This window comes from Stenotrophomonas maltophilia (assembly GCF_001274595.1).
In the GTDB taxonomy this organism is placed as follows: Bacteria; Pseudomonadota; Gammaproteobacteria; order Xanthomonadales; family Xanthomonadaceae; genus Stenotrophomonas; species Stenotrophomonas forensis.
Window position 1 is genome coordinate 4,530,517 of sequence record NZ_CP011010.1, and the last position, 24,364, is coordinate 4,554,880.

Consider the following 24,364-nt stretch of genomic DNA (forward strand, 5'->3'; position numbering starts at 1 on the left):
GGCAACCTCAGTGCGACTTTTCGTCGGTGTTGCCGTTCGGGTCGATCGCCGGCATTGCTGCCAGCTGCGCGGTGGTGGCCGCCACCGCCTTCACCTGCTGGCCCAGCGATACCGCGCTGCCGTTGCTGACGATCACCCGCTCGCCGGCCTTCAGGCCCTGCGTGATCTGCCACTGGTTGCCCACCACCTGGCCGATGCTGACCCGGCGCTCGATGACGTGGTCCTTGGCGTCGAGCAGGCGCAGCAGCGGCTCGCCGCGCTCATTGCGCACCACCGCCTTCTGCGGCACCAGCAGCGCGCGCGCATCGGTGGCCATCGGCAGCACCGCCTTCAGGTACATGCCCGGCAGCAGCAGGCCGTCCGGGTTCGGAATGACCGCGCGCAGCACCACGTTGCCGGTACCCGGATCGACCGCACTGCCGACGAATTCCAGCGTGCCTTCATGGGCATAGGTGCTGCCGTCCTCCAGCACGACCTGCACCTGTGCCCTGCCATCAATGGCCTTCACCAGGCCGGCATCGAGCTGCTTGCGCAGCGCCAGCATCTGCGTGCTGGACTGGGTGACATCCAGGTACACCGGGTCCAGCCGCTGGATGGTGGTCAGCGCGGCGTCCTGGCCCGCGGCGACCAACGCGCCGGCAGTGACGCTGGAGGTGCCGATACGGCCGTCGATCGGTGCGGTCACCCGCGTGTAGTCAAGGTTGATGCGGGCGGCCTGCAGCGCAGCGCGCGCAGCGATCACATTGGCCTGCGCCTGCTTCAATGCCGAGGTCGCATCATCGGCATCCTGCTTGCTGGCCGCGTCCATGCTCACCAGCGCGCGGGTGCGCTCGGCCTTCGGTTGCGCCGACAGCACGCTGGCCTCGGCCTGGGCCAGCTGGCCCCGCGCGGTGTCGAAGGCCGCCTGGTACGGCGCCGGGTCGACCTGGTACAGCAGCTGGCCGGCCTTGACCTGCTGGCCTTCGGTGAACAGCCGCTGGCGGATCAGTCCACCGATCTGCGGCCGCACCTCGGACACTTCGAACGGCACTGCGCGGCCGGGCAGGGTCTGCTGCAGCGCCAGCGGCTGCGCGCTGGCGGTGATGATGCCCACTTCAGGCGCGGCCGGCGCTTCGGTCCTGCCGGCGGAACAGGCTGCCAGGGCCAGCAGCAGCGGCAGCAGCAGGGGATGGGAAGAACGGGACAGCGGGCGCGGGAGTGACATGGGGGGCGTGGGGGCCTTGCGTTGACCCGGGCACGCTGCCGTGGAACTGTGCAGAGAATATGGAGATTGTGCGACCGGCTCAGCTGGCGCTTGCTTTCGGCGCCGCATGCGCCGCTAATGGCCCCCGCGATGGCGAAGATTCGACTCAAATTCGGCCTGACCGCGAAGACCTTCCTCGCGATCTTCACTGCCTGCCTGCTGGTGCTGGCGGTGAACGGCATTGCCAGCCGCGTGGCATTCCAGACCGGCTTCCTGGACTACCTCAACGATCAGGGCGACCTGCGCATGCAGCGCCTGATGCCGCACCTGCAGCGCGAATTCCGCGAGCACGGCGGCTGGGACCACCTGCGCGGTGACAGCGATCGCTGGGCGCGGATGCTGCGCCCGGACCTGGCGCATGGGCATGAAGGGCCGGTGCCACCACTGTCCGACCAGACTGGCGTTCCGTCGCGGCTGGGCCTGTTCGATGCACGGCACCGCTACGTGGCAGGCAATCCCGACGCGACCAGCGATGACGAGCCGCACGCGGTGCAGGTGGACGGGCACACGGTGGGCTGGCTGGGCATGGTGCCGTTCCAGACCGTCATCGCCACCAACGACCTGAACTTCTACAACACCCAGATGCGCGCCTGGTGGGTGATCGGCATCTCGCTGCTGCTGGTGACGGTGCTGCTGGCCTGGCTGGTGTCACGCGCGCTGCGCCAGCGTCTGGCCAAGCTCGCGGCGGCCACCCACCGGCTCGCCGCCGGCGACTATGCCACCCGCATTGAGCGCACCAGCGACGACGAGCTGGATGCACTGGTCAACGACTTCAACCGGATGGCGCAGGCGTTGGACGACACCGAGCGCAACCGCCGTGCCTTCATCGCCGACATCTCGCACGAGCTGCGTACGCCGCTGGCGGTGGTGCGTGCCGAGCTGGAGGCGATCGAGGACGGCATCCGCCCGCTGGACCGCGCCAATCTTGGTGCCCTGCAGGGCGAGATCCGCCAGCTGGGCAAGCTGATCGACGACCTGCACGACCTGTCGATGACCCAGTCCGGCGGCCTGGCCTATCGTTTCGCCCCGCTGGACCTGGTGGCGCTGCTGCGCAGCGAGCTCAATGGCATGCGCGTGCGCTTCTCCGCAGCGGGGCTGGCACTGGAAGAAACGTTGCCCGCCACACCGCTGCAGGTGTCCGGCGATGAGCGACGCCTGCAGCAGGTGCTGGCCAATCTGCTGGAGAACGCGCTGCGCTACACCCATGCCGGCGGCCGCGTACTCGTGCAGGCCGCACGGGTGCCTGCCGGCGTACAGCTGATCGTGGAAGACACCGCACCGGGCGTACCGGCGGAAAAATGTGCGCTGCTGTTCGAGCGTTTCTACCGGGTGGAAAGCTCGCGCAATCGTGCCAGCGGTGGCAGCGGACTGGGCCTGGCGATCAGCCACAACATCGTTCTTGCCCACCACGGCCAGATCCACGCCGAGCCCTCGCCGCTGGGTGGGCTGCGCGTGGTCATCACCCTGCCGGAGCCTGCATGAGCACCTCCCCCGCCAGCACATCGCCCGCCGCACCGGCGAAGATTCTCATCGTTGAGGACGAACCGCGCCTGGCCGCCGTGCTGCGCGACTACCTGGCCGCGGCGGGCATGGTCAGCGAATGGGTGGATGATGGCGGCAAGGTGATCGAGGCCTTCGCGCGCTACCAGCCCGATCTGGTGCTGCTGGACCTGATGCTGCCGCAGCGCGATGGCGTGGACCTGTGCAGCGAGCTGCGCGCCAGCAGCGACGTGCCGGTGATCATGGTCACCGCGCGGGTGGAGGAGATCGACCGCCTGCTGGGACTGGAGATCGGCGCCGACGACTACATCTGCAAGCCGTTCAGTCCGCGCGAAGTGGTGGCGCGAGTGGTGGCGGTGCTGCGCCGCTACAGGCCGGACCCGGCCGCGCGCACCAACAGCGGCCTGCACATCGACGAACCGGCCGCGCGTGCCACCTGGAACGGCAAGGGCCTGGACCTGACCCCGGTGGAGTACCGCCTGCTGCGCACCCTGCTGGCCACGCCCGGCCGGATCTGGGCACGCGATGAACTGCTTGACCGCCTCTATCTGGACCACCGCGTGGTGGTCGACCGCACCGTCGACAGCCATGTGCGCAACCTGCGCCGCAAGCTGGCCGATGCCGGCATGGAAGGCGAGCCGATCCGATCGGTGTACGGGATGGGTTACAGCTACGAACCCTAGCAAACGGGTAGTGCCGGCCGCTGGCCGGCAACCACGGAAATCCAGGTGCGCCCATGAGGTTGCCGGCCAGCGGCCGGCACTACCCCGTGGCAGGCACGCGGCGTGCGGACCACGCGCGTATCATCGTCGCGAATGCCCTGATTTTCGGAGACACCGATGAACCCGCTGCGCCCCTTCCGCGACAAGATGCCCGTCCTCGGCGAGCGCGTGTACATCGATCCGGCCTGCACCGTCATCGGTGACGTGGAGCTGGCCGACGACGTGTCGATCTGGCCGGGCACGGTCATCCGTGGCGACGTCAACTACGTGCGCATCGGTGCGCGCACCAACGTGCAGGACGGCACCATCATCCACGTCAGCCACCACAGCCCCTACAACAAGGCCGGCTACCCGACGCTGATCGGCGAGGGCGTCACCGTCGGCCATGGCTGCATCATCCATGCCTGCACGATCGGTGATTACAGCCTGATCGGCATGGGCGCCTGCATCCTCGACGGAGCCCGCGTGGAGCGCCACGGCTTCGTCGGTGCCGGTGCCGTGATCGGCCCGGGCAAGGTGGTCGGCGAGGGCGAACTGTGGGTCGGCAACCCGGCGCGGCCGGCGCGCACGCTGAGCGACAAGGAGATCGAATCGCTGCATTACTCGGCCTACCATTACGTGCGGCTGAAGGACGAATACCTGGGCTGAGCGGCCAACGCCGCCATGCGGCTCTGCTAAAGTCTGGGCCCGACCAGGATCTGTCGAGACCCCCATGCCTGTGGCTGCCTGCCGGAGAGGACTCCGGCGCCCACATCGAAGGCCATCGCGTTGATGGCCGCACCGATGCTCGACACCTACCGCGAGGTGGTGACGCCGGAGGGCGTGCTGCTGCAGTTGCCGGCGGCCGGCCCGCTGCCGCGGGCGATGGCCTGGCTGGTCGATCTTGGCGTGCGCGTCGCCGTGCTGGTGCTGATGTCGATTCCGCTGGCGCTGCTGGACACGTTCGGTTCCGGCCTCTACCTGATGCTGATGTTCCTGGTCTACTGGGCCTACCCGATCGTCTGCGAGGCGCTGTGGGGCCGCACCCTCGGCAAGCGCGCGCTGGGGCTGCGCGTGCTGTCGCGCGATGGCGCGCCGGTCGGCTGGATGGCATCGATCACCCGCAACCTGCTGCGTACCGTGGACATGCTGCCGTTCGGCTATGCACTGGGCCTGGTCAGCAGCCTGTTCGACCCCCATGGCCGCCGCCTCGGCGACCTGGTCGCCGGCACGGTGGTGGTGCATGCGCCCGCGCTGTACCTGCCGCCGCCGCCGACCATCGACAGCGTGCTGGCCCCGCCGCAGCCGCTGCGCCCGGATGAACAGGCGGCGTTGATGGCCTTCGCCGAACGCGCGCCGCGGCTGTCGGCGGCGCGCCAGCAGGAACTGGCCGGAATCGCCGAGCCGCTGACCGGTGCGCAGGGCCAGATCGGCGTGCTGCGCCTGTATGCCATGGCCAATTGGCTGCTGGGGCGGCGATGAAGCAGGAACAGTTCGTCGCCCGCTACCAGCAGGAATGGCAGGACCTGGAGCAGTGGCTGCTGCTGCGTGCCGGTGCCTCGCGCCGCGCCCGCCGCAAGGCCAGCGGCCTGGCACTGGACGACACCGCCTTCCCGCAGCGCTACCGGCGCCTGTGCCAGCAGCTGGCGCTGGCCCGCGAGCGCGGCTACAGCCCACAGCTGGTGCAGCGCCTGCAGCAGCTGATGCAGCAGGGCCACAGCGTGCTGTACCGCACGCGGCCAACGCGCTGGCGCGCCGCGCTGGAGTTCCTGGTGGCCGACTTCCCGCTGCTGGTCCGCAGCCAGGCGCGCAGCATGTGGGTGGCGCTGGCGATGTTCGCGCTGCCGGCACTGGCCTGCTTCGTGCTGGCCCAGGTCTATCCGGACCTGATCCACATGCTGATGGACAACCGCCAGATCGCCGCGATGGAGCGCATGTACGACCCCGCCGCCGAGCGCCTGGGCCGCGACAGCGGTACCGACTGGATGATGTTCGGCCACTACGTCATGAACAACATCAGCATCGCCCTGCGCACCTTCGCCAGTGGCCTGCTGGCCGGGCTGGGCACGCTGCTGGTGCTGTCCTTCAATGGCGTCACCATCGGTGCGGTGGCGGGCCACCTGCAGCACATCGGCTACGGCGGCCCGTTCTGGCGCTTCGTGGCCGGGCATGGCGCGTTCGAGCTGACCGCCATCGTTATTGCCGGTGGCGCCGGACTGCAGCTGGGCATGAAGCTGCTGGCACCGGGCCGGCGCAGCCGGCTGGATGCGCTGGTCGACGGCGGCCGCATCGGTGCACGGCTGTGCCTCGGCGTAGCCTTCATGCTGCTGGTCGCCGCCTTCATCGAAGCGTTCTGGTCATCGATCGCCGAAGTGCCGGCATGGGGCAAGTTCAGCGTGGCCGGCGTGCTGTGGGCTGGCGTACTGCTGTGGCTGTGGCGTGGCGGACGCGGAGCCGGCGATGCGCATTGACCACCTGGACGTGGTGCTGCGCGCACGCAGCAGCTGGGAAGCCATGGAGCTGGGCAGCGCCCTCGCCCGCCGTCACGCGCGTGCGGTGTGGGGCAGCTGGCTGCTGGCCAGCGCGCCGCTGTTCGTGGTCTTCAACGCGCTGGGCTGGTGGCTGGATGCGTTCGGCTGGGCCTGGCTGGCGATGTGGTGGTGCAAGCCGCTGTTCGAACGCGCGCCGTTGTACGTGCTGTCACGCGGCATCTTTGGTGAGCCGGTGGGCACGCTGGCGGCGCTGCGCGCGCAGCGCCACTGGGGCGGTACCGGCTTCTGGGGCTACCTGGGCTGGCGCCGCTTCAGCGTGCTGCGCAGCCTGTGCCTGCCGGTGAACCTGCTGGAAGGCAACGCACCGGGCCAGCGCGGCCCGCGCCGTCGCGCGGTCGCGGCCGGCGCCGCAGGTGCAGCGACGGTGCTGACGGTGACCTGCCTGGCATTCGAAGCGGTGCTGGTGTCCGGCGCGATCGGTGCGGTGTTCATGTTCATGCCACTGGACCTGATGTCCGAATCGTGGCGTGCGGCCTGGGACATGATCGGCCGGGACACGCCGGCGTGGGCCCGGCTTGGCTTCAACCTGGCGTGCTGGCTGGCCTCGGTGCTGGTCGGGCCGTTCTTCGTCGGTGCCGGCTTTGGCCTGTACTTGAACCGGCGCACGCAGATGGAAGCCTGGGATGTGGAAATCGCCCTGCGCCGCCTGCGTGATCGACTGCTGCCGGCGGCGTCGACACTGGCCCTGCTGCTGTGCCTGGCCCTGCCACTGGCCTGCGCACCGGTGCACGCGCAGGACGCGCCGTCGATCACCGACGACGCCGACACTGCCGGCGAGGACGAAGACAGCGCGGAGGAACCGGCCACCGCCGCAAACGACCCCGCCAACACCCCGGCCACCATCTTCGGCAGCACGCCAGTGGACACCGCCGGATTCCGTCAGGCGGTGAACCGCGCCTATGAAGACCCGCTGCAGCACCCGACCCGCCAGGTCACGCACTGGAAGCCGATCGAGCAGGCCCAGGAGGCGAAGAAGGAAGACAAGCAGCTGCAAGGCGACAGCGGCAACAAGGCCGAGCGCAAGGCACGCAAGGACGGCATTGCCTGGCTGGCGCGGCTGGCCGAGTGGGGCCTGTGGGGCCTCCTGGGCATCCTGCTGCTGGTGCTGCTGCTGACCGCGCGGGTGTGGCTGCCCTGGTTGCGTGGCAGCGGCCGGCGCAAGGCCGGCGCTGCGGCCCCGGTGATTGAAGAGGCGGTGGAACTGCCCGCGGTGCTGCCACCGGACGTGGCCACCCAGGCCGGCCTGCTGTGGGACCAGGGCCGGCCACGGCAGGCGCTGGCCCTGCTCTACCGCGCCAGCGTGCGCACCGTGGGCGAGCGCAGCGGCATCGCACTGCCTCCCGGCGCCACCGAGGCGCAGTGCCTGCGTGCCTCGCGGCGCATGCCGGAGGCGGCCGACCGTGACCTGTTCGCGCGCATCGTGCGCATGTGGCAGTACGCCGCCTATGGTGGGCGCCTGCCCAGCCGCAGCGACTTCGACGCGCTGGCCGACACGCTGCGCCAGCAGTACGGATGGCAGGCATGAGCCCGCGCCTGTTCTGGTCGTTGCTGCTGGGCCTGCTGGTGCTGATCGGCGTGCCACTGACGATCCTCTACCTGCGCACGCACGAACGGGTGACCGAGACGCTCACCCTGCCGCCGCAGGGCGAGGCCAGCTACAACCCGCTGTACGTGCTGGGCCAGGCCCTGCGCGCCGACGGCATCGAGGTGCATTCACGACCACGGCTGGACCTGCAGCAGATGACGCTGGGGCCGCACGACACGGTGGTGCTGCTGCAGGACAGCAGCGAACTGCCGGCACCGAGCGTGAAACCGCTGCTGGACTGGGTCGACCGCGGCGGGCACCTGCTGGTGCGCACACCGCCCCCGGCGGAGGACGATACCGGCAGCACGCAGGGACCCTTGCTGGACCAGTTGGGGGTGGACAGCCTGTTCCAGCGCAGCGACTGCCAGCCGTTCCATATCGACGACGACAGCGGTCACAGCGAGTTCTGTGGAGGCCGCCGCTTCACGCTCGGGTTTGCCGCGCGCACACAGGCCGAACGCCGCTGGGGCGGTGACCGCGACCTGGTGTTCGCGCGCCTGCGCCATGGCCAGGGCAAGGTGAGCGTACTGGCCGACATGGAGTTCATGCGTGGCGAGGTCGACACACCCGCCGCACGGCTGGGCGCCGCTGCGGGCAGGCCCAGCGATGGCCTGCACGATCCGGCCCACCGCGACCTGACCCGCTATCTGCTCGATCCGAACTACGGCAGGGGTGCGGTCTGGCTGGTCTACGCCGGACGCCCGCCGTCGCTGTGGGCGCGCCTGTTCTACCACGGCTGGCCGCTGTGGGTGCCGCTGCTGCTGGCCCTGCTGGGTTGGCTGTGGGGCCGCTCGCAGCGCTTCGGCAGCCTGCAGCCGTCGCCGCTGCTGGAACGCCGCTCGTTGCTGGAGCACGTGCGTGCAAGCGGCGAACTGCTGCTGCGCTTCGGCCACGGCGCGCGCCTGTACGACGCCGTGCTCGCCCTGTTCCTGCACCGCCTGCGCCTGCGCGCGCCGGTCGCCGCCGCACTCGATGGCGCACCGCGCGAGCAGGCCATCGCCGAGCTGCTGAAGTGGCCGCAGGGCCGCGTCGCCAGCGCGCTCACACCCCCACCGCCGCACGATTCCTCCGCCCTGCGCGAGCGCATCCGCTTGCTGCTCCAGATGAGATCCCTGCTATGACCGAAGTGCCCGAGCTGCCGGCGGCCGCCAACGCCCGCCTGATCGAACGCGTCGATGCCATCCGCGATGCCGTTGGCCATGCCTTCATCGGCCAGGCCGATGTGCTGGACCAGATCCTGGTGGCGCTGCTTGCCGGTGGCCATGTGCTGATCGAGGGCGTCCCCGGGCTGGGCAAGACCCTGCTGGTGCGTGCGCTGGCACAGGCCCTGGAACTGGATTACGGCCGCGTGCAGTTCACCCCCGACCTGATGCCCAGCGACGTCAGCGGCCACGCGGTGTACGACCCGAAGAGCGAGAGCTTCAAGATCCGCCGCGGCCCGGTGTTCACCAACCTGCTGCTGGCCGATGAGATCAACCGCGCACCGGCCAAGACCCAGTCGGCGCTGCTGGAAGTGATGCAGGAAGGCCAGGTAACCATCGAAGGCAAGGCGTTCACCCTGGCGCCGCCGTTCATGGCGTTGGCCACGCAGAACCCGCTGGAGCAGGAAGGGACCTATCCGCTGCCGGAAGCACAGCTGGACCGTTTCCTGTTGAAGGTGCTGATCGACTACCCGCAGCTGGAAGACGAGAAGCGCATGGTGACTGCGATCACCAGCGGCCGCGCCGCCAGCGATTTCGACCTGAGCCAGGTGCCGCGCGTACTTGGTGCCGGCGAGTTGCTGGAACTGCAGCGCGCCACTGCCGCGATCACCGTCGATGATGAAGTGATCGATTATGCGGTGCGGATCGTGGCGGCCACCCGGCAGTGGCCGGGGATCGCCGTCGGTGCCGGGCCGCGCGGCAGCATCGCACTGGTACGTGCGTCTCGCGCGCAGGCGGTGCTGGCCGGTCGTGATTTCGTCACTCCGGATGATGTGCGCGACATTGCTCGCCCGGCGCTGCGACACCGCATCGCGCTGGCCCCGGAACTGCAGATCGAAGGCCAGGACGCCGACGATGTGCTGGGTGCACTGCTGGCCAAGGTGGAAGCACCGCGCCGATGAGGCCGTCCCCGCTGCTGCTGGTGCTGCTGCTGGCCTGGGCCGTGCTGGGCGGCCTGGTGCTGGGCGGCCTGCTGCCGCGCGGGGGCTGGGCGCTGGCCGCACTGGCCATCGCCCTGCCGGCGCTGTGGGACCTGTGGCGGCAGGCGCGACGACCTTCGCCGCAGGTGCAGCGCGAGCTGCCCGAGGCGCTGGCGCTGGGCGTACGTCGCGACGCCGCACTGCGGTTGCAGGCGGACGCATCGATGACGGTGCAGGTGTTCGACCTGGTGCCCGGTGGCTGGCCGCTGGAATCGCTGCCACAGCGTGTGCAGCTGCAGGCCGGCAGCGCCTCCACCCTGCACTACCACCTGCAACCGCTGCAGCGCGGGCTCTTCCGCTTCGAAGGCGTGCACCTGCGCATGCGCTCGCCGTGGCGGCTGTGGTGGCAGCAGCGCACCGTGCCACCGGCATTGGACGTGCGCGTCTATCCGAACTTCGTGCCGCTCACCCGGTTTGCGTTGTTCAGTGCCGACCAGGCCTCGCGGCTGGTCGGTGCGCACGTCAAACGCCGCCGCGGTGAAGGCACCGATTTCCACCAGATGCGCGAGTACCGCGTCGGTGACAGCCTGCGCCAGCTCGACTGGAAGGCTACCGCGCGTGCGCGCAAGTTGATCTCGCGCGAATACCAGGACGAAAAGAACCAACAGCTGTTGCTGATGCTCGACAGTGGCCGGCGCATGCTGGCCAGCGAAGGCGGGCTCTCGCACTTCGACCATGCATTGAACGCCTCGCTGGTGGTGGCCTACCTGGCCCTGCGCCAGGGCGATGCCGCCGGCCTGTTCGCCGCTGGTGGCGAGCGCCGCTGGGTGGCGCCGCAGCGCGGGATGGGCACGGTCGAGCACCTGCTGCGCGCCAGCTACGACCTGCAGCCGCGCGCGGTGGCCACCGACTACCTGGCTGCCGCCACCGAGGTATCACTGCGCCAGCGCCGGCGCGCCCTGGTGATGCTGGTCAGCAACGTGCGCGACGAGGACATCGAGGACCTGCTGGCAGCCGTTCGCCTGCTGCAGCAACGCCACCTGGTGTGCGTGGCCAGCCTGCGCGAGCGCGAGCTGGACGCTGCGCTGGAGGACGAGGTGCAGACGCTGGAGGACGCCGCCCAGGCCGGCGCCGCTGCGTTGTACCTGCAGCAGCGCGCGAAGGCACACGAAGCGCTGCGCAGCGAGAAGGTGATGGTGCTGGACGTGACCGCCGACGCGCTGCCCGCTGCGCTGGTGGAGCGCTACCTGGCGGTGAAGCGCGAAGGGTTGCTCTGATGCCCACAGCGGCTGCCGGCCAGCGGCCGGCACTACCGGCACATCGCTTTGGTGGGTGCCAACCTTGGTTGGCACCAATGCCACAGCGCCGACCAAGGTCGGCCTCTACCCGCAGCGGTTGCCGGCCAGCGGCCGGCACTACCGGCACATCGCCCTGGTGGGTGCCAACCTTGGTTGGCACGACGGCCCTGTGGGCCGCACCCCCATCAGACGTAGATCCGCGTCGGCGCCTCGTCCACGATTGCGTGCGGCACGAAGCGCGCACTGTCGCGGGTGATCGCGCTGTCGTCCTCGCGGATGCCGATGCCGCAGGCGTGATCGCCGACCACCCAACTGCCGATCAGCGGGTAACCGCCTTCGAAACGGGTGAGCGGATGCGCGCGCTGGATGATCGCCGGGCCGTCGTAGGGACCGTCACTGCGCTGCGTGCTGCCGTCGGCCAGGTGCATCTCGATGTTGGCGCCTTCGCGCGAGAACAGCGGCTTGCGCACCCAGCCCGAGGCCAGCGTGCTGCCATCGTCGAAGTGCGCTTCCAGCAGGTTCGGATGACCGACATTGCGCTGCCACAGCAACGGCAGGATGCCCTTGTTGCTCAGCACCGCCTTCCACGCCGGCTCCAGCAGCTGTACGCCCGAGCCGGGCAGCGCGCGGCCGAATTCCTCGGCCATCAGGTCTTCCAGCGGGTACAGCTTGAACAGCGTGCCGATCACCGAATCATCCAGCGCGGTGAAACGGCCGTCTTCGGACAGGCCGATGTCCTCGATGGCGATGGCCTGGCCATGCAGGCCGGCCTGCGAGGCGCAGTCACGCAGATAATCGACGGTGCCGCGGTCTTCATCGGAACTGCCCACGGCGCTGAAGTACAGCGGCGGTGGCAGCTGCGCGGCCAGTTCGCCGAAGCGTTCGACCAGCGCCTCATGGATCGCGTTGAACTGGTCGGCGTGCTGCGGCAGGCGACCGGCGTTGCGCTGGTCTTCCAGCCACTGCCACTGGAAGAAGCTGGCCTCGAACAGCGAGGTCGGCGTGTCGTAGTTCAGTTCGTACAGCTTGGCCGGACCGGTGCCGTCGTAGGCCAGGTCCAGGCGCCCGTACAGATGCGGCTGGCGCTGGCGCCAGCTGTCGGCGATCCAGTCGCGGTAGTGCGACGGAATCGCCAGCTGGTCCATCAATCGCTCGCTGGCGATGACATCGCCGACCAGGTCCAGCGCCATCTGGTGCAGCTCGGCGCTGGGGTCTTCGATGTCCTGTTCGATCTGGCGCAGGGTGAAGGCGTAGTACGCGCTTTCATCCCAGTACGGCTGGCCATCGATGGTGTGGAAGCGGAAACCCGCCTCTTCCGCGCGTGCCCGCCACTGGGCACGCTCGGCAATCCGGATGCGCTGCATGGGTCGATCAGCCGCCGTAGCTGCCGCTGGTGCTGCGGCGCGCGCTGGTGTTGCCGAAGCCACCACGGCTGGCGGTGACCGCACGGTTCGGTTCGCTGGTGACCGGGGCCAGGCCGGCCTTGCCCGCGCCGATGCCACTGGCGGTGTTCAGGCCACCGCTACCGCCCGGGGCCGGGCGCGCCCAACCAGCGCTCTTGTCCTGGTAGGCCGGCGACGCCGCCGGCGCCTGCGGGGCCAGGCCGCCGCGGTTGCTCAGCATCTGCGACATGAAGAAGCCCATCATCATCGGGCCGATGAACGAGGTACCCGCCGATGTGTGCTGCTGCACGCACTGTTCCGGCTTGTAGTCCTTCTCGCAGGCTTCCTTGCTGGCGTACTTCGGCGCCGCATCGGCGGCCTGCTTCTGCGCTTCGGCGAAGGCGTTGCGGCACGAGGACGGATCGCCGGTGGCCTCGGTGCAGGCCTCCACCGAGGTATACAGGCCTTCCTGCACCTTCACCTCCGGCTCCTTCTGGCAGGCGGTGAACAGCAGCGGCGCGGCGCTCATCAGCAGCAGCGCGGTGGTGCGGGAACGTTTCATGGCCTCATGCCCTGTCGACGGATCAATGCCCCAATGATGCCAAATCCTGGCCAACAACCGGAATCGGCAAAGTCCGAAAGATGAACGGACTTTCATTTTCGTCGGGCATTGGGGTCAGAGGCCATCGCGCCACGATGGGATCCGACTCCGGACGGCGCACCGCTCTGGCAGGTGCCAACCTGGGTTGGCACACACCCGGCGGCGCCCGGCGATGCCCAGCGCGCACAGCCAAGTCTCCGGCGAGAAGCCCCCTTGTTGTTCAAGGGGGCGCGCCGAAGGCGCGGGGATAAGGGGAAATGCGTGGACCACCAAGCCGCTGCAAGCGGTGAAGGTGGTTGCAGCAGCAACCGAAAAAATTGTCCATGATCGGGCGACCCCCACGTTGTACGGCCCGCCCGTTCCGCCAGCCATGCCTGAATACCGCTCCCGCACCTCCACCGCCGGCCGCAACATGGCCGGCGCCCGCGCCCTGTGGCGTGCCACCGGCATGAAGGACGGCGACTTCCACAAGCCGATCATCGCCATCGCCAACTCCTTCACCCAGTTCGTGCCCGGCCACGTGCACCTGAAGGACCTCGGCCAGCTGGTCGCACGCGAGATCGAGCAGGTTGGCGGTGTCGCCAAGGAATTCAACACCATCGCCGTGGACGACGGCATCGCGATGGGCCATGACGGCATGCTGTATTCGCTGCCCAGCCGCGAGATCATCGCCGACGCCGTGGAGTACATGGTCAACGCGCACTGCGCCGACGCGCTGGTGTGCATCAGCAACTGCGACAAGATCACTCCCGGCATGCTGATGGCCGCACTGCGCCTGAACATCCCGGTGGTGTTCGTCTCCGGCGGACCGATGGAAGCAGGCAAGACCAAGCTGTCCGAGCACAAGCTGGACCTGGTCGACGCGATGGTGGTGGCCGCCGATGACAGCGCCTCCGACGAGAAGGTGGCTGCCTTCGAGCGCAGTGCCTGCCCCACCTGTGGTTCGTGCTCGGGCATGTTCACCGCCAACTCGATGAACTGCCTGACCGAAGCGCTGGGCCTGTCGCTGCCGGGCAACGGCACCACCCTGGCCACCCACGCCGACCGCGAGGCCCTGTTCCGCCGCGCCGGCCGCCTGATCGTCGAACTCTGCCACCGCTGGTATGGCGGCGAAGACCCGAGCGCGCTGCCGCGCGGCATCGCCACCCAGGCCGCGTTCGCCAATGCGATGACCCTGGACATCGCCATGGGCGGATCGACCAATACCATCCTGCATCTGCTGGCCGCTGCGCAGGAAGCGGAGGTCGACTTCGACCTGACCCATATCGATGCCTTGTCGCGGCGCGTACCGCAGCTGTGCAAGGTGGCACCGAACACGCCGAAGTACCACATCGAAGACGTGCACCGCGCCGGCGGCGTGTTCGGCATCCTCGGTGAACTGGACCGCGCGGGCCTGCTCGATACCGGTGTGCCGACCGTGCACAGCGCCAGCCTGGCCGACGCGCTGGAGCGCTGGGACGTGGTGCGCAGCGACAACGACACCCTGCATACCTTCTTCAAGGCCGGCCCGGCCGGCATTCCTACCCAGGAGGCCTTCAGCCAGGCCACGCGCTGGCCGACGCTGGACGTGGACCGCGCCGAGGGCTGCATCCGCTCGCTGCAGCACGCGTATTCGCTGGAAGGCGGGCTGGCCGTGCTGCGCGGCAACCTGGCCGTCGATGGCTGCGTCGTGAAGACCGCCGGCGTGGATGAGTCGATCCACGTGTTCGAAGGCCCGGCACGCGTCTACGAAAGCCAGGACGCTGCCGTCGCCGGCATCCTCGCCGACGAAGTGCAGCCGGGCGAGGTGGTGGTGATCCGTTACGAAGGCCCGAAGGGCGGCCCGGGCATGCAGGAAATGCTGTATCCGACCAGTTACCTGAAGTCGAAGGGGCTGGGCAAGCAATGCGCACTGCTGACCGATGGTCGCTTCTCCGGCGGCACGTCGGGCCTGTCGATCGGCCACGTCTCGCCGGAAGCGGCCAGCGGCGGGGTCATCGGCCTGGTGGAAGACGGCGACCGCATCCGCATCGATATCCCGGCCCGCCGCATCGACCTGCTGCTGGATGACGCCAGCCTGGCCCAGCGCCGCACCGACGCCGATGCCCGTGGCTGGAAGCCGCGCGCGCCGCGCCCGCGCAAGGTCACCAGCGCGTTGAAGGCCTACGCGCTGCTCGCCACCAGTGCCGACAAGGGCGCCGTACGCAACACCGCCCTGCTGGGTGATTGACCTCTGTCTGGTAGTGCCGGCCGCTGGCCGGCATCTGCCGCGTGCCTCGAGGCGCATGCCGGCCAGCGGCCGGCACTACCGATCCGGTACGCTGCAGGGCATGACCCACCGCCCGCCGCGCCAGCCCCTCATCGATGCCCTGCGTGGATTCGCGCTGCTCGGCGTGTTCCTGGTCAACCTGCGCTTCTTCTCGCTCGATGCGCTGATGACCGAGGCCGCGCAGCAGGCGCTGCCCAGCGCGGCACTCGACCAGGCCATCCGCACCGGCATGGAATGGCTGGTGGACATGAAGGCAATCACCCTGTTCTCGCTGTTGTTCGGCATGGGCGTGGCGATGCAGATGGACGGCCATGCGCCCGGCAGCATGGCCGCGCACCTGCGGCGGATGGCGGTGCTGCTGGTGATCGGCCTGCTGCATTCGGTGCTGCTGTGGTGGGGTGACATCCTGCTGGTGTACGCACTGGTCGGCCTGCTGCTGCCGTTGTTCCGGCACCTGGGCGATCGTGCCCTGCTGTGCAGTGGCCTGTTCATCGCCCTGCTGCTGCCGCCGCTGCTGTCGCCGTGGATCCGCGAATGGGTGGCCCTGCTCACACCGCGCGCGCAGATGAACGCCACAGCGCTCGAGGCACTGGCGCACGGCAACCTGGCCCAGGCGTGGTGGCACAACCTGCAGCTGGCGGCATGGCTGAAGCTGAGCAACTGGGCACTGCTGTTCTTCGTGCTCGGCCGCTTCCTGCTGGGCTACTGGGCCGGTCGTCGCGGCCTGCTTCAGCAGCCGCAGGCACACCGGCCGCTGCTGCGCTCGATTGCCCTTGGTGGGCTGCTGTTGACGGCCGCGTTCCTGTGGATCGATGCCCACGCCGATGCGCTCAAGCAGGCATGGCCGGCGCTGCGTGCGGGCGTTCCCGGCTACCTGCTGCGCGTGTCGTACCGCGTTGCGCCACTGGCCTTGGGCATCGCGGCGGCCGCCATCTTCGCCCTGCTCTATCTGCGCCCATGGGCCGAACGCGTGCTGCGCGTGTTCGTCCCGGCCGGGCGCATGGCACTGAGCAACTACCTGCTGCAAAGCGCAATCTGCGTGCCGCTGTTTGCCGGCTTCGGGTGGGGTATCGGCCCGCAGCACGGGCTGTGGCCGGTGCTGCTGGTGGCAGCGGTGGTGTTCCCGCTGCAGCTGTGGGCGAGTGCGTGGTGGCTGCGCGACCATCGCTTCGGGCCGGTGGAATGGCTGTGGCGCAGCGCCAGCGAAGGACAATGGCTGCCACTGCGGCGCTAGCCATCGGGGACGGAACGGATCAGGTCGTTTGTGCCATTTGCGTCTTAATCCCCTCCGTCCCCGTTTTGCCGGCCAGCGGCCGGCACTACCGGTCAGCCGATCACGCGCTTGAACGGCGGCAGCGCGTCGATGATGCGCTTGCCGTAGCGGCGGGTCAGCAGCCGCGAATCGAGAATGACCACGCGGCCGGTGTCGGTGGAGGTGCGGATCAGGCGGCCGGCGAACTGGGTCAGCGTGCGCAGCGCGTGCGGAATCGCGATCAGGTTGAAGGCGTTGAGCCCACGCCCTTCGAACCACTCGCTGAGCGTGGCGGTCTGCGGGTCGGTCGGCACCGCGAACGGCACCTGGGTGATCACCACCGTGGTACAGGCTTCGCCGGGCAGGTCGAGGCCCTCGCCGAACGAGTTCAGGCCGAACAGCACCGAGCCCTCGCCCGCCGCGACGCGGCGCAGGTGTTCGTCGATCAAGCGGGTCTTGGACATCTCGCCCTGCACCAGCACCTGCTTGCGGCGCGCGGCCGGCATCAGGCCGGCCACCTTCTCCATCTTCCAGCGCGAGGTGAACAGCACCATCGAGCCCTTGGCCCAGTCCAGCTCGGTGTCGAGGTAACGCGCCACTTCGCGCGGATGGCCCTCGCGGTCGTCCGGCGTGACCGGGAACTTCGGCACGATCAGCTCGGCCTGGTTGGGCAGGTCGAACGGCGAGGACAGCGAGACCATCTCGGCCTCTTCAGGAATGCCGTTGTCGATCGCCAGCGACTGGAAATCGCCGCCGCCGGTCAGCGTCGCCGAAGTCATCACCACCGAATCCACTTCGTCCCACAGCAGCTTGCGCAGCACGTGCGCAGCCGACACCGGCGAGCCGTGCAGCACCAGGTCGCCGTCGCGGGTGGCGGTGACCCAGCGCGCCATCGGCGGCGCGCCGTCCTTGTCCTCGCGGCGCCACGCCTGCCAGAGGTTGTACTGCTGCTCGATCATCTCCAGCGCCATGCCCAGGTTGCGCTGCAGGCGCTCGCGCGCGGCATCGTCCGGCTTGCCCTTGGCCACCTGCGCGGTGGCCGCATGCGCCCAGTTGTAGAGGCTGCGGGTATCGTCGGCCAGCGCTTCGATCGGCTCGCGCCAGGCCTCGGGCAGGCGACCGTTGGCGGCGCGCCACATCGGTTCCTCGTCGGCCGGCGCCGGCATCCACACCCGTTCGATGTGGTCACGGAAGGCACGCAGCTGCTTGGCCACGTTGCTGGCCATCTCGATCGCTTCGTTGGGCAGCAGGTTGCCGAGGCGGTCCTTGTCGACCGCGCGGTAGGCGCCGGCAATCAGGATCTGCAGGCGGCCGGTGCGCTTGGCCATCTCGTCCAGCGCCAGGCTGGCCGCGCCCTGGTCGATCGCCACGTTGCCGATGTGATGGCCTTCGTCCAGCACCAGCAGCATGTCCGACGGCGCCGCGATCAACGGTTGGCCGTTGTCGCTGTCGCCGATCGACAACGCCGACAGCAGCAGCGCATGGTTGGTGACCACGATCTGTGCGTCGCGCACGGTATTGCGCGAACGCAGCACCGCGCATTGCGCCGAATAGGCGCAGCGGCGCCCGGCGCAACCCGAAGCCGGCGTGGTGATGCGGCTGCGCAGGCCGGGGCTGATGGTTTCCGGCGCGTTGTCGATGTCGCCATCCCAGCTGCCGCCGGTGAAGGCATCGGTCAGGCGCTTGGCGATGTCCATCTCGATCGGCGCCAGCGGCCGGTCGAACAGCGGCGCGTCATCCTCGAACATGCCGCCCTGCGAGCCCTCGCCCTGCGCCTCGGCAGCATTGCGCGTGCACAGGTAGCGGGTACGGCCCTTGGCCAGCGCCACCGTCGCTTCCAGGCCGGTGGCCTTGAGGAAATTCGGGATATCACGCTCGACCAGCTGCGACTGCAGCGCCACCGTGCCGGTGCTGATCACCAGCTTCTTCTTGCTGGCCAGCGCGATCGGCACGCCCGCGGTGAGGTAGCCCAGGCTCTTGCCGACGCCGGTCGGCGCCTCGACCACGCCGACGCCACCGCTTTTCGACAGCGCACGCGACACCACGCCGATCATCTGGCTCTGCGAGCGGCGGGTGGAGAAGCCGGGGGTATTGGCCTGCAGCGTCGTGTACGCCTTGCGGATCGCGTCCTTCAAGGGGTCATCGAGCGTGCGCGGAGCGGCGACGGTTTCGGTCACGCCGGGAAGTACCGTGGCTGGATCAGGCCGGTCATTGTCGCATGGCCGGCCACGTCCGCCGCCGCTGGCACCCTGAACGGGGCAGCGACGACGCCGAGCAGCGGGATGAACACGCCGGGCGCTACAGGCGACGGCCCAGGGCCGTCACCGGGGTGTCACTGCACCGGGTTGCCGCGCAGCCGCAGCAGGCGCACCAGCGCCCATACCAGCAGCACCACGCCGATGGCCTCGACCAACGCCAGCGCGAAGTGCAGCACGCCGAGCACGGCGCCCATGCCCGACACGGCACCAAAGTTGCCACTGCTGACCAGCCACATCGGCAGGATGCCGGCGGCCAGGCCGCCCAGGCAGGACAGCAGCAACAGCAGCAGGCCGACCAGCGCGCCGGTACGGGTGGCATCGCGCGGCGCGCCGACCACCCAGACCAGGCCCACGCACAGTGCGATCAGCACCGGCAGGCGTACGCCGACCATGCTCAGTACGGTCACCAGCAAGGCGGTGCTGTCCATGGCTCAGTCCTCGCCGGTCAGCACGGCCGCACCCTGGCGCAGCGACTGGTAGACCTCGTCGGTCTGCGGGCGCACGCCGTGCCACTGCAGGAAGCTCTCGGCGGCCTGTTCGACCAGCATGCCGAGGCCATCGACGGTATTGCGGCAGTTCGCCGCGCGCGCCCAGGCCAGGAAGGCGATGGCGGCCTCGCCGTAGTTCAGGTCAACGGCGGTGGTCATCGAATTGACCAGCGACAGCGGCAGCTTGAACTCGACATTGCGGTCGCGACCGGCCGAGGTGGCGTTGACGATCAGCTCGAAGTCGCCGAGGTCGCGCAGGTCTTCCCAGTAGCGGCTGATCGCGCGGCCCGGTTCGCCCATCGCATCGATCAGTTCATCGGCGCGTTCCGGCGTGCGGTTGACCACCACCAGCTCGGTGATGCCGGCATCGAGCAGCGCCGGGGCGACGCTGCGTGCGGAGCCACCGGCACCGATCAGCAGCATGCGGCGGCCACGCAGGTCCAGGCCGTGGCGGTCGGTCAGGTCGCGCACCAGGCCGATGCCATCGGTGGTGTCACCGTGCCAGCGGTCGCCCTTGCGCAGCAGGGTGTTGACCGAGCCGGCGCGGCGCGCCCGTGCGGTCAGCGTGGTGCACACCGAGAACGCGGTTTCCTTGTGCGGCAGGGTGACGTTGGCGCCGACACCGCCCTCGGCGGCGAACGCCTCCAGACCGGCCAGGAATGCATCCGGGGCCAGGTCGATTGCGCGGTAATCCACCGCGATGCCTTCCTGGCGACCGAACGTCGCATGGATCTGCGGCGACTTCGAGTGGGCAACGGGGTGTCCGAAGACGGCGTAACGGTCGGTCATGGAATCCTCAAGCTGGCTAGACTGATGCTCTTTCGTGCACGGACCCGGATGATGCGCATCACCCCGCCCCTGCTGGTGCTCGCCGCCAGTCTACTCTCTGCCCCCGTGGCGATGGCGTTGAACGAGTACGGCATCGAAGGCATGGGCGTGGTCTCGACCCGCGCCGACGAGGGCCGCGCCACGATCAGTGCCGATGGCCAGCGCATCGTTTTCGCCCGCCGCAGCGAGTCCGGCTGGGGCCTGTGGGAAGCGCGCGTGGCCGATGGCCGCTGGCAGCAGGCGCAGCCCCTGCCGGTGGACGTGGCCGGTGAGGCCCGCGATCCCTACCTCAGCCGCGATGGGCGCTGGCTGCTGTTCGCGGCCGGCCGCCAAGGCACGCTGGCGCTGTATCGCGCGGCATTGTCCGCCGATGGCCGGCTGGGCGCTGCGCAGGCCCTGGCCGGCGATGGCGGGCGCCGGGAAGAGCGCGGGCCGGCCCTGAGCGCGGATGGCCAGCGCCTGCTGTTTGCCCGCCAGCAGGGACGTGGCGCAGGCTGGGATCTGTTCGTGGCGCCGCTGGACGCGCAGGGCGTGCGTGGCCGGGCCACCGCACTGGGCGCGTTGAACAGCGCCGAGGACGAGACCGACGCTGACTGGCTCGGCAATGATGGCGCGGTGGTGTTCAGCCGCGGCAGCGGCGCGACCGCGCAGGTCTGGAGCAGCGGCTGCGCGTGGAGCGGCGTGGCGCTGCAGCCGCTGGGGCTGTCGTTCAACCAGCCCGGCGGCTGGACCGGTGCGCCGGTGATCGACAACGCCAAGCCCGGCGAGATGCTGGTCGCCAGCAGTGCGGCCAAGGCGCCGCGTGCCGGCGGCGTGGATGTGTACCGGTTGGCGGTGCCGAAGGTGGCGGCGGTGCCCGGGTGCGTGCAGTAGATCCACGCCATGCGTGGATGGCCGTCTGGTAGATGCCAACCTTGGTTGGCATGCAGGAAGGTGCCAACCAAGGTTGGCACCCAGCGTGGATGATCGATTGGTAGGTGCCGACCTTGGTCGGCACAGAAGCAAAACCGCCAACCAAGGTTGGCCACTACCAGAGCATCGCCGTCAGCGCGACAACACCCTGGCACGCTGCTGCTCGTACTCGACCTCGCTCAGCTGGCCATTGTCCTTGCGCTGGTTCAGCGCGGCCAGTTCGGCCTGCACGCTGTCCGGAAGGGCCTGCTCACGGGCCACGTGGCGGGCCGCCGACAGCTGCTCCGGCGGGCGCTTGCCGGCCCGCCAGGCCGCGATGAAGACACCGACAATGATGGCGCCGAACACCAGCGTACCGATGCCCCAGATCAGCCATTGCATCCATCCCAGTTCGGGTCCCATCGCGCTTTCCTCCGTCTATCGTCGCGCCATTGTCAGCGCTCGCGCAGCCATCGCGCCACCTGCGGCGCGAAATAGGTCAGCACGCCATCGGCACCGGCCCGCTTGAAGCCCAGCAGCGACTCCATCACGCAGGCGCGCTCGTCCAGCCAGCCGTTGGCGAAGGCGGCCTTCATCATCGCGTACTCGCCGCTGACCTGGTAAGCGAAGGTCGGCACGCCGAACGTCTCTTTGACCCGGCGTACCAGATCCAGGTAGGGCATGCCCGGCTTGACCATCACCATGTCGGCGCCCTCTTCCAGGTCCAGCGCGATTTCGCGCAGGGCTTCGTCGCCGTTGGCCGGGTCCATCTGGTAGGTCTTCTTGTCGGCCTTGCCGAGGCTGGCCGCGCTGCCCACCGCATCACGGAACGGGCCATAGAACGCCGAAGCGTACTTGGCCGAGTAGGCCATGATGCGCACGTTGATGTGGTTGGAGACATCCAGCCCGCGGCGTATCGCACCGATGCGGCCGTCCATCATGTCCGACGGCGAGACGATGTCCGCACCGGCCTCGGCATGCGACACCGACTGCTTGACCAGTGCGTCGACGGTGATGTCGTTCAGCACATAGCCCTTGTCATCGATGATGCCGTCCTGGCCATGCGTGGTGTACGGGTCCAGCGCCACGTCGGTCATCACCCCCAGTTCCGGGAAACGCGACTTCAGCGCGCGGATCGCCCGCTGCGCCAGGCCGTCCTCGGCCCACGCCGCCGACGCGTCCAGCGACTTCAGCGACGGGTCGATCACCGGGAACAGGTCGATCACCGGAATGCCCAGTTCCAGCGCTTCCTCGGCCACCTTCAGCAGTTCTTCGATCGACAGCCGCTCCACGCCCGGCATCGACGGCACCGCAGTGCGGCCGGCAAGCTCGTGCACGAACACCGGGTAGATCAGGTCGTCGGTGGTCAGCGTGTTCTCGCGCATCAGGCGGCGCGAGAACTCGTCATGACGCATGCGGCGCGGGCGGTAAAGCGGGTGGGACATGGCAGGCTCCGAGGAGTGGCTATTGCAACAGGTAGCCCTGCGGCAGCAGGGGTTCGGGCAAGGGGCGTTCGCCGAGCGCGTCGAGCTGGTCGATCTCGATCGTGCGCACCAGCGCGTCCAGCGGCAGGTCGTTCGGCTCCAGGCCGAACGGGTCTTCCATTTCCTCGCCCAGCTGGTCCAGGCCGAAGAAGGCGTAAGCCAGCACCGCCGACAATACTGGCGTACCCCAGCCCAGCGAACTGGCCAGGCCGAACGGCAGCAGCACGCAGAACATCCACGCGCAGCGGTGCAGCAGCAGGGTGTAGGCGAACGGCAGTGGTGTGGTGAGGATGCGCTCGCAGCCGGCCTGGATCGACGACATCGCGTGCAGGCGCTCCTCCAGCTGGGCGTAGAGGATCGGGTCGAGGTCACCGGCGCGCAGGGCCTGGGCCAGTTCGGCGGCGATCATCGACAGCAGCGCGTCAGGCACGTTCTCACGCTGGCCGAGCTGTTCACGCTGGCGCTTGTCCAGCCACGGCAGGGCCATCAGGGCCACGATGCGCCCGCGCAGGCGCCCGGCCAGGGCATGGGCGAAGGCCGTGGTGACATAGGCGATGCGGCGGCGACGGCCATGGTCATCGGCCAGCAGCAGATTGACCTGGCGGGCCAGCGAACGCGATTCAAAGACCAGCTGGCCCCACAGCTTGCGGCCTTCCCACCAGCGGTCATAGCAGGCGCTGTTGCGGAAGCTGAGGAAGATCGACAGCACCAGGCCGAGCAGGGTGAACGGCGTGACCGAAACGCGCTCGATGCCGGTCGGTGGCGCCAGTTCCACCACCGCGGCCACGGCAATGGACAGAACCAGGATGGCCAGCACTTTGGGGGCGATCGCTTTGACGATCGAACCGCGCAGGATGTAGAGCAGTTGCCAGCCGTGGGGACGGGGTCGGATGATCATGGGGCAGCCGCGCCGGGCGCGGATTCACAGGCACGCGGGGGGCTCGCGCAGCCATTCATTGTACGCCCCTGCCCGGCTGTGGGCCGTGTGCCTGCGACGCCCTGTCGCACCCGGGGACGGGCTCAGATCACGCCGCCGCCCAGGCCGAGGCGCAGGATGCCGACCACCACCACGATGCCGTTCAGGACCAGTCCGGCCCAGGCCCGGCCGCGCTTGCTCGGGTGGGTGAACAGGATGCCCAGCGCGGCGATCACCGCGCCGACGGCAGCGAACGGGATCAGGAACCAGTTGCCCCAGCCCAGCAGCGGAATCAGCGCCAGGATCATCCACAACAGCGCCAGTACGCCCCACAACAGACTGATCACACCCATGCCGCTCTCCCGCCGTTGGTTCCTGGGCCCACCATAGACGTTCCCGCCGCTGCCGCCTACTGCCATTGGCGGGGCTGTCACCAGGGCCGTGCTAGCGTTCGGTGGAGCGTGCCCTGGCCCGGGTGTTGGCCCCGATTCAGAGTGGCCCGCCGATGATCGCAACCAGTCCTGCAGGGGTGATGCCATGAACATTCGTTGGGCCGCGTTGGCGGCCATGCTGCTGGCCGCCGCCGGTTGTGCCAGTACGTCCAAGGTGATGCTGGGCCGTGCCCGCGCGCCGATCGACCCGGCCCAGGTGCAGATCTATTCGACGCCGCCGGCCGGCTCCCAGGAAATCGCGCAGCTGGAATCGGCATCCGCGGTGGGCTTCGGCACCCAGGGCCAGACCGATGCCGCCGTGGCACGCCTGAAGCGCGAGGCTGCGGCGCTGGGTGCCAATGGTGTGGTGCTGGTGGGCGTGGGCAGCAGCGGTTCGCCGGTGGGCATGTCGGTGGGCGCCGGTACGTTCGGCTCGCATGTCGGTGGCGGCGTCGGCATCGGCATTCCGACCACGCAGAAGCGCGCCGCCGGTGTCGCGATCTGGGTACCGAATCCGCAGCCGCCGGCACGGCTGCCGACGCAGGTGATCACGCCTCCGCCGCCGCAGCGGTGACCTTCCCGGG

At 69.2% G+C, this 24,364-nt stretch carries 23 protein-coding genes; 13 read left to right on the top strand and 10 right to left on the bottom strand.

Translation table 11 applies throughout. From position 1 onward, the window contains the following. Nucleotides 1-7: 7 nt before the first annotated feature. Nucleotides 8-1,204 carry a multidrug efflux RND transporter periplasmic adaptor subunit SmeA gene (gene smeA / locus VN11_RS20580; protein ID WP_053451088.1) on the bottom strand — a complete coding sequence of 399 codons (1,197 nt, stop codon included), beginning with the start codon at nucleotides 1,202-1,204 and terminating at the stop codon, nucleotides 8-10. Between the two features lie 117 nt (nucleotides 1,205-1,321). Between smeA and baeS the strand changes: the two genes are divergently transcribed. The 9 genes from baeS to VN11_RS20625 all read left to right on the top strand — a co-directional run bounded on the left by baeS (nucleotide 1,322) and on the right by VN11_RS20625 (nucleotide 10,980). Next, nucleotides 1,322-2,725: a sensor histidine kinase efflux regulator BaeS gene (baeS, locus tag VN11_RS20585; protein ID WP_053451089.1), complete on the top strand. Its 1,404-nt coding sequence runs from the start codon at nucleotides 1,322-1,324 to the stop codon at nucleotides 2,723-2,725. Further along, nucleotides 2,722-3,426 (top strand): response regulator, encoded by a 705-nt coding sequence (locus tag VN11_RS20590; protein WP_053451090.1) that lies wholly within the window; start codon nucleotides 2,722-2,724, stop codon nucleotides 3,424-3,426. Before baeS ends, VN11_RS20590 begins: the two co-directional genes overlap by 4 nt. Nucleotides 3,427-3,582: 156 nt before the next feature. Beyond that, nucleotides 3,583-4,113: a gamma carbonic anhydrase family protein gene (locus VN11_RS20595; RefSeq protein WP_053451091.1), complete on the top strand. Its 531-nt coding sequence runs from the start codon at nucleotides 3,583-3,585 to the stop codon at nucleotides 4,111-4,113. A 123-nt stretch (nucleotides 4,114-4,236) separates the two neighbouring features. Next, a complete protein-coding gene (locus VN11_RS20600; RefSeq protein ID WP_053451398.1) occupies nucleotides 4,237-4,926 on the top strand; it encodes an RDD family protein in 690 nt (229 codons plus the stop codon). Then, nucleotides 4,923-5,915, top strand: a complete 993-nt coding sequence (locus VN11_RS20605) for a stage II sporulation protein M (RefSeq protein WP_053451092.1) — start codon at nucleotides 4,923-4,925, stop codon at nucleotides 5,913-5,915. The genes VN11_RS20600 and VN11_RS20605 overlap by 4 nt, the downstream gene beginning before the upstream one ends. Then, nucleotides 5,905-7,521: a DUF4129 domain-containing protein gene (locus VN11_RS20610; RefSeq protein WP_053451399.1), complete on the top strand. Its 1,617-nt coding sequence runs from the start codon at nucleotides 5,905-5,907 to the stop codon at nucleotides 7,519-7,521. The genes VN11_RS20605 and VN11_RS20610 overlap by 11 nt, the downstream gene beginning before the upstream one ends. Next, the gene (locus VN11_RS20615) at nucleotides 7,518-8,702 is read left to right on the top strand and encodes a DUF4350 domain-containing protein (RefSeq protein WP_053451093.1); all 1,185 of its coding nucleotides are present in this window, start codon (nucleotides 7,518-7,520) and stop codon (nucleotides 8,700-8,702) included. Before VN11_RS20610 ends, VN11_RS20615 begins: the two co-directional genes overlap by 4 nt. Next, a complete protein-coding gene (locus VN11_RS20620) occupies nucleotides 8,699-9,685 on the top strand; it encodes an AAA family ATPase (RefSeq protein WP_005411535.1) in 987 nt (328 codons plus the stop codon). Before VN11_RS20615 ends, VN11_RS20620 begins: the two co-directional genes overlap by 4 nt. Continuing rightward, nucleotides 9,682-10,980 carry a DUF58 domain-containing protein gene (locus VN11_RS20625; RefSeq protein ID WP_053451094.1) on the top strand — a complete coding sequence of 433 codons (1,299 nt, stop codon included), beginning with the start codon at nucleotides 9,682-9,684 and terminating at the stop codon, nucleotides 10,978-10,980. The genes VN11_RS20620 and VN11_RS20625 overlap by 4 nt, the downstream gene beginning before the upstream one ends. A gap of 206 nt (nucleotides 10,981-11,186) precedes the next feature. Here VN11_RS20625 and VN11_RS20630 read toward each other — a convergent pair whose 3' ends face one another. Both VN11_RS20630 and VN11_RS20635 read right to left on the bottom strand, forming a co-directional pair. Then, nucleotides 11,187-12,365 (bottom strand): glutathionylspermidine synthase family protein, encoded by a 1,179-nt coding sequence (locus tag VN11_RS20630; protein WP_053451095.1) that lies wholly within the window; start codon nucleotides 12,363-12,365, stop codon nucleotides 11,187-11,189. A gap of 7 nt (nucleotides 12,366-12,372) precedes the next feature. Beyond that, on the bottom strand, nucleotides 12,373-12,945 hold the full coding sequence (locus tag VN11_RS20635; protein ID WP_014038869.1) for a DUF1190 domain-containing protein: 573 nt from the start codon (nucleotides 12,943-12,945) through the stop codon (nucleotides 12,373-12,375). Between the two features lie 409 nt (nucleotides 12,946-13,354). Here VN11_RS20635 and ilvD point away from each other — a divergent pair, with 409 nt between their 5' ends. Then, nucleotides 13,355-15,193 carry a dihydroxy-acid dehydratase gene (gene ilvD, locus VN11_RS20640; protein WP_053451096.1) on the top strand — a complete coding sequence of 613 codons (1,839 nt, stop codon included), beginning with the start codon at nucleotides 13,355-13,357 and terminating at the stop codon, nucleotides 15,191-15,193. Between the two features lie 100 nt (nucleotides 15,194-15,293). Further along, entirely contained in the window at nucleotides 15,294-16,466 is a 1,173-nt protein-coding gene (locus VN11_RS20645) for a DUF418 domain-containing protein (protein ID WP_053512154.1), read from the top strand. A gap of 92 nt (nucleotides 16,467-16,558) precedes the next feature. On the opposite strand, the gene dinG is transcribed toward VN11_RS20645, so the two are convergent. The 3 genes from dinG to aroE form a co-directional block, all read right to left on the bottom strand. After that, nucleotides 16,559-18,661, bottom strand: a complete 2,103-nt coding sequence (gene dinG / locus VN11_RS20650) for an ATP-dependent DNA helicase DinG (RefSeq protein WP_053451098.1) — start codon at nucleotides 18,659-18,661, stop codon at nucleotides 16,559-16,561. A 155-nt stretch (nucleotides 18,662-18,816) separates the two neighbouring features. After that, nucleotides 18,817-19,170 (bottom strand): hypothetical protein, encoded by a 354-nt coding sequence (locus VN11_RS20655; protein WP_053451099.1) that lies wholly within the window; start codon nucleotides 19,168-19,170, stop codon nucleotides 18,817-18,819. A 3-nt stretch (nucleotides 19,171-19,173) separates the two neighbouring features. Continuing rightward, nucleotides 19,174-20,019, bottom strand: coding sequence for a shikimate dehydrogenase (gene aroE, locus VN11_RS20660; RefSeq protein ID WP_053451100.1), 846 nt, complete (start codon nucleotides 20,017-20,019; stop codon nucleotides 19,174-19,176). 48 nt (nucleotides 20,020-20,067) lie between these two features. Between aroE and VN11_RS20665 the strand changes: the two genes are divergently transcribed. After that, the gene (locus VN11_RS20665; protein WP_053451101.1) at nucleotides 20,068-20,931 is read left to right on the top strand and encodes a PD40 domain-containing protein; all 864 of its coding nucleotides are present in this window, start codon (nucleotides 20,068-20,070) and stop codon (nucleotides 20,929-20,931) included. 171 nt (nucleotides 20,932-21,102) lie between these two features. On the opposite strand, the gene VN11_RS20670 is transcribed toward VN11_RS20665, so the two are convergent. The 4 genes from VN11_RS20670 to VN11_RS20685 all read right to left on the bottom strand — a co-directional run bounded on the left by VN11_RS20670 (nucleotide 21,103) and on the right by VN11_RS20685 (nucleotide 23,702). Beyond that, on the bottom strand, nucleotides 21,103-21,372 hold the full coding sequence (locus VN11_RS20670; protein WP_040006915.1) for a hypothetical protein: 270 nt from the start codon (nucleotides 21,370-21,372) through the stop codon (nucleotides 21,103-21,105). Nucleotides 21,373-21,404: 32 nt separating this feature from the next. Continuing rightward, on the bottom strand, nucleotides 21,405-22,394 hold the full coding sequence (gene hemB, locus VN11_RS20675) for a porphobilinogen synthase (protein WP_053451102.1): 990 nt from the start codon (nucleotides 22,392-22,394) through the stop codon (nucleotides 21,405-21,407). A gap of 19 nt (nucleotides 22,395-22,413) precedes the next feature. Beyond that, entirely contained in the window at nucleotides 22,414-23,331 is a 918-nt protein-coding gene (locus VN11_RS20680; RefSeq protein WP_053451103.1) for a bestrophin family protein, read from the bottom strand. Between the two features lie 122 nt (nucleotides 23,332-23,453). After that, nucleotides 23,454-23,702: a hypothetical protein gene (locus VN11_RS20685; protein WP_006475755.1), complete on the bottom strand. Its 249-nt coding sequence runs from the start codon at nucleotides 23,700-23,702 to the stop codon at nucleotides 23,454-23,456. A gap of 184 nt (nucleotides 23,703-23,886) precedes the next feature. Between VN11_RS20685 and VN11_RS20690 the strand changes: the two genes are divergently transcribed. After that, nucleotides 23,887-24,354 carry a hypothetical protein gene (locus tag VN11_RS20690; protein ID WP_053451104.1) on the top strand — a complete coding sequence of 156 codons (468 nt, stop codon included), beginning with the start codon at nucleotides 23,887-23,889 and terminating at the stop codon, nucleotides 24,352-24,354. The last annotated feature ends 10 nt before the right edge of the window (nucleotides 24,355-24,364 follow it).

Bases quoted from the DNA above. Each gene is read 5' to 3' on its own strand.
- smeA (WP_053451088.1), bottom strand. From the start codon at position 1,204: ATGTCACTCCCGCGCCCGCTGTCCCGTTCTTCCCATCCCCTGCTGCTG.
- baeS (WP_053451089.1), top strand. From the start codon at position 1,322: ATGGCCCCCGCGATGGCGAAGATTCGACTCAAATTCGGCCTGACCGCG.
- VN11_RS20590 (WP_053451090.1), top strand. From the start codon at position 2,722: ATGAGCACCTCCCCCGCCAGCACATCGCCCGCCGCACCGGCGAAGATT.
- VN11_RS20595 (WP_053451091.1), top strand. From the start codon at position 3,583: ATGAACCCGCTGCGCCCCTTCCGCGACAAGATGCCCGTCCTCGGCGAG.
- VN11_RS20600 (WP_053451398.1), top strand. From the start codon at position 4,237: ATGGCCGCACCGATGCTCGACACCTACCGCGAGGTGGTGACGCCGGAG.
- VN11_RS20605 (WP_053451092.1), top strand. From the start codon at position 4,923: ATGAAGCAGGAACAGTTCGTCGCCCGCTACCAGCAGGAATGGCAGGAC.
- VN11_RS20610 (WP_053451399.1), top strand. From the start codon at position 5,905: ATGCGCATTGACCACCTGGACGTGGTGCTGCGCGCACGCAGCAGCTGG.
- VN11_RS20615 (WP_053451093.1), top strand. From the start codon at position 7,518: ATGAGCCCGCGCCTGTTCTGGTCGTTGCTGCTGGGCCTGCTGGTGCTG.
- VN11_RS20620 (WP_005411535.1), top strand. From the start codon at position 8,699: ATGACCGAAGTGCCCGAGCTGCCGGCGGCCGCCAACGCCCGCCTGATC.
- VN11_RS20625 (WP_053451094.1), top strand. From the start codon at position 9,682: ATGAGGCCGTCCCCGCTGCTGCTGGTGCTGCTGCTGGCCTGGGCCGTG.
- VN11_RS20630 (WP_053451095.1), bottom strand. From the start codon at position 12,365: ATGCAGCGCATCCGGATTGCCGAGCGTGCCCAGTGGCGGGCACGCGCG.
- VN11_RS20635 (WP_014038869.1), bottom strand. From the start codon at position 12,945: ATGAAACGTTCCCGCACCACCGCGCTGCTGCTGATGAGCGCCGCGCCG.
- ilvD (WP_053451096.1), top strand. From the start codon at position 13,355: ATGCCTGAATACCGCTCCCGCACCTCCACCGCCGGCCGCAACATGGCC.
- VN11_RS20645 (WP_053512154.1), top strand. From the start codon at position 15,294: ATGACCCACCGCCCGCCGCGCCAGCCCCTCATCGATGCCCTGCGTGGA.
- VN11_RS20655 (WP_053451099.1), bottom strand. From the start codon at position 19,170: ATGGACAGCACCGCCTTGCTGGTGACCGTACTGAGCATGGTCGGCGTA.
- aroE (WP_053451100.1), bottom strand. From the start codon at position 20,019: ATGACCGACCGTTACGCCGTCTTCGGACACCCCGTTGCCCACTCGAAG.
- VN11_RS20665 (WP_053451101.1), top strand. From the start codon at position 20,068: ATGATGCGCATCACCCCGCCCCTGCTGGTGCTCGCCGCCAGTCTACTC.
- VN11_RS20670 (WP_040006915.1), bottom strand. From the start codon at position 21,372: ATGGGACCCGAACTGGGATGGATGCAATGGCTGATCTGGGGCATCGGT.
- hemB (WP_053451102.1), bottom strand. From the start codon at position 22,394: ATGTCCCACCCGCTTTACCGCCCGCGCCGCATGCGTCATGACGAGTTC.
- VN11_RS20680 (WP_053451103.1), bottom strand. From the start codon at position 23,331: ATGATCATCCGACCCCGTCCCCACGGCTGGCAACTGCTCTACATCCTG.
- VN11_RS20685 (WP_006475755.1), bottom strand. From the start codon at position 23,702: ATGGGTGTGATCAGTCTGTTGTGGGGCGTACTGGCGCTGTTGTGGATG.
- VN11_RS20690 (WP_053451104.1), top strand. From the start codon at position 23,887: ATGAACATTCGTTGGGCCGCGTTGGCGGCCATGCTGCTGGCCGCCGCC.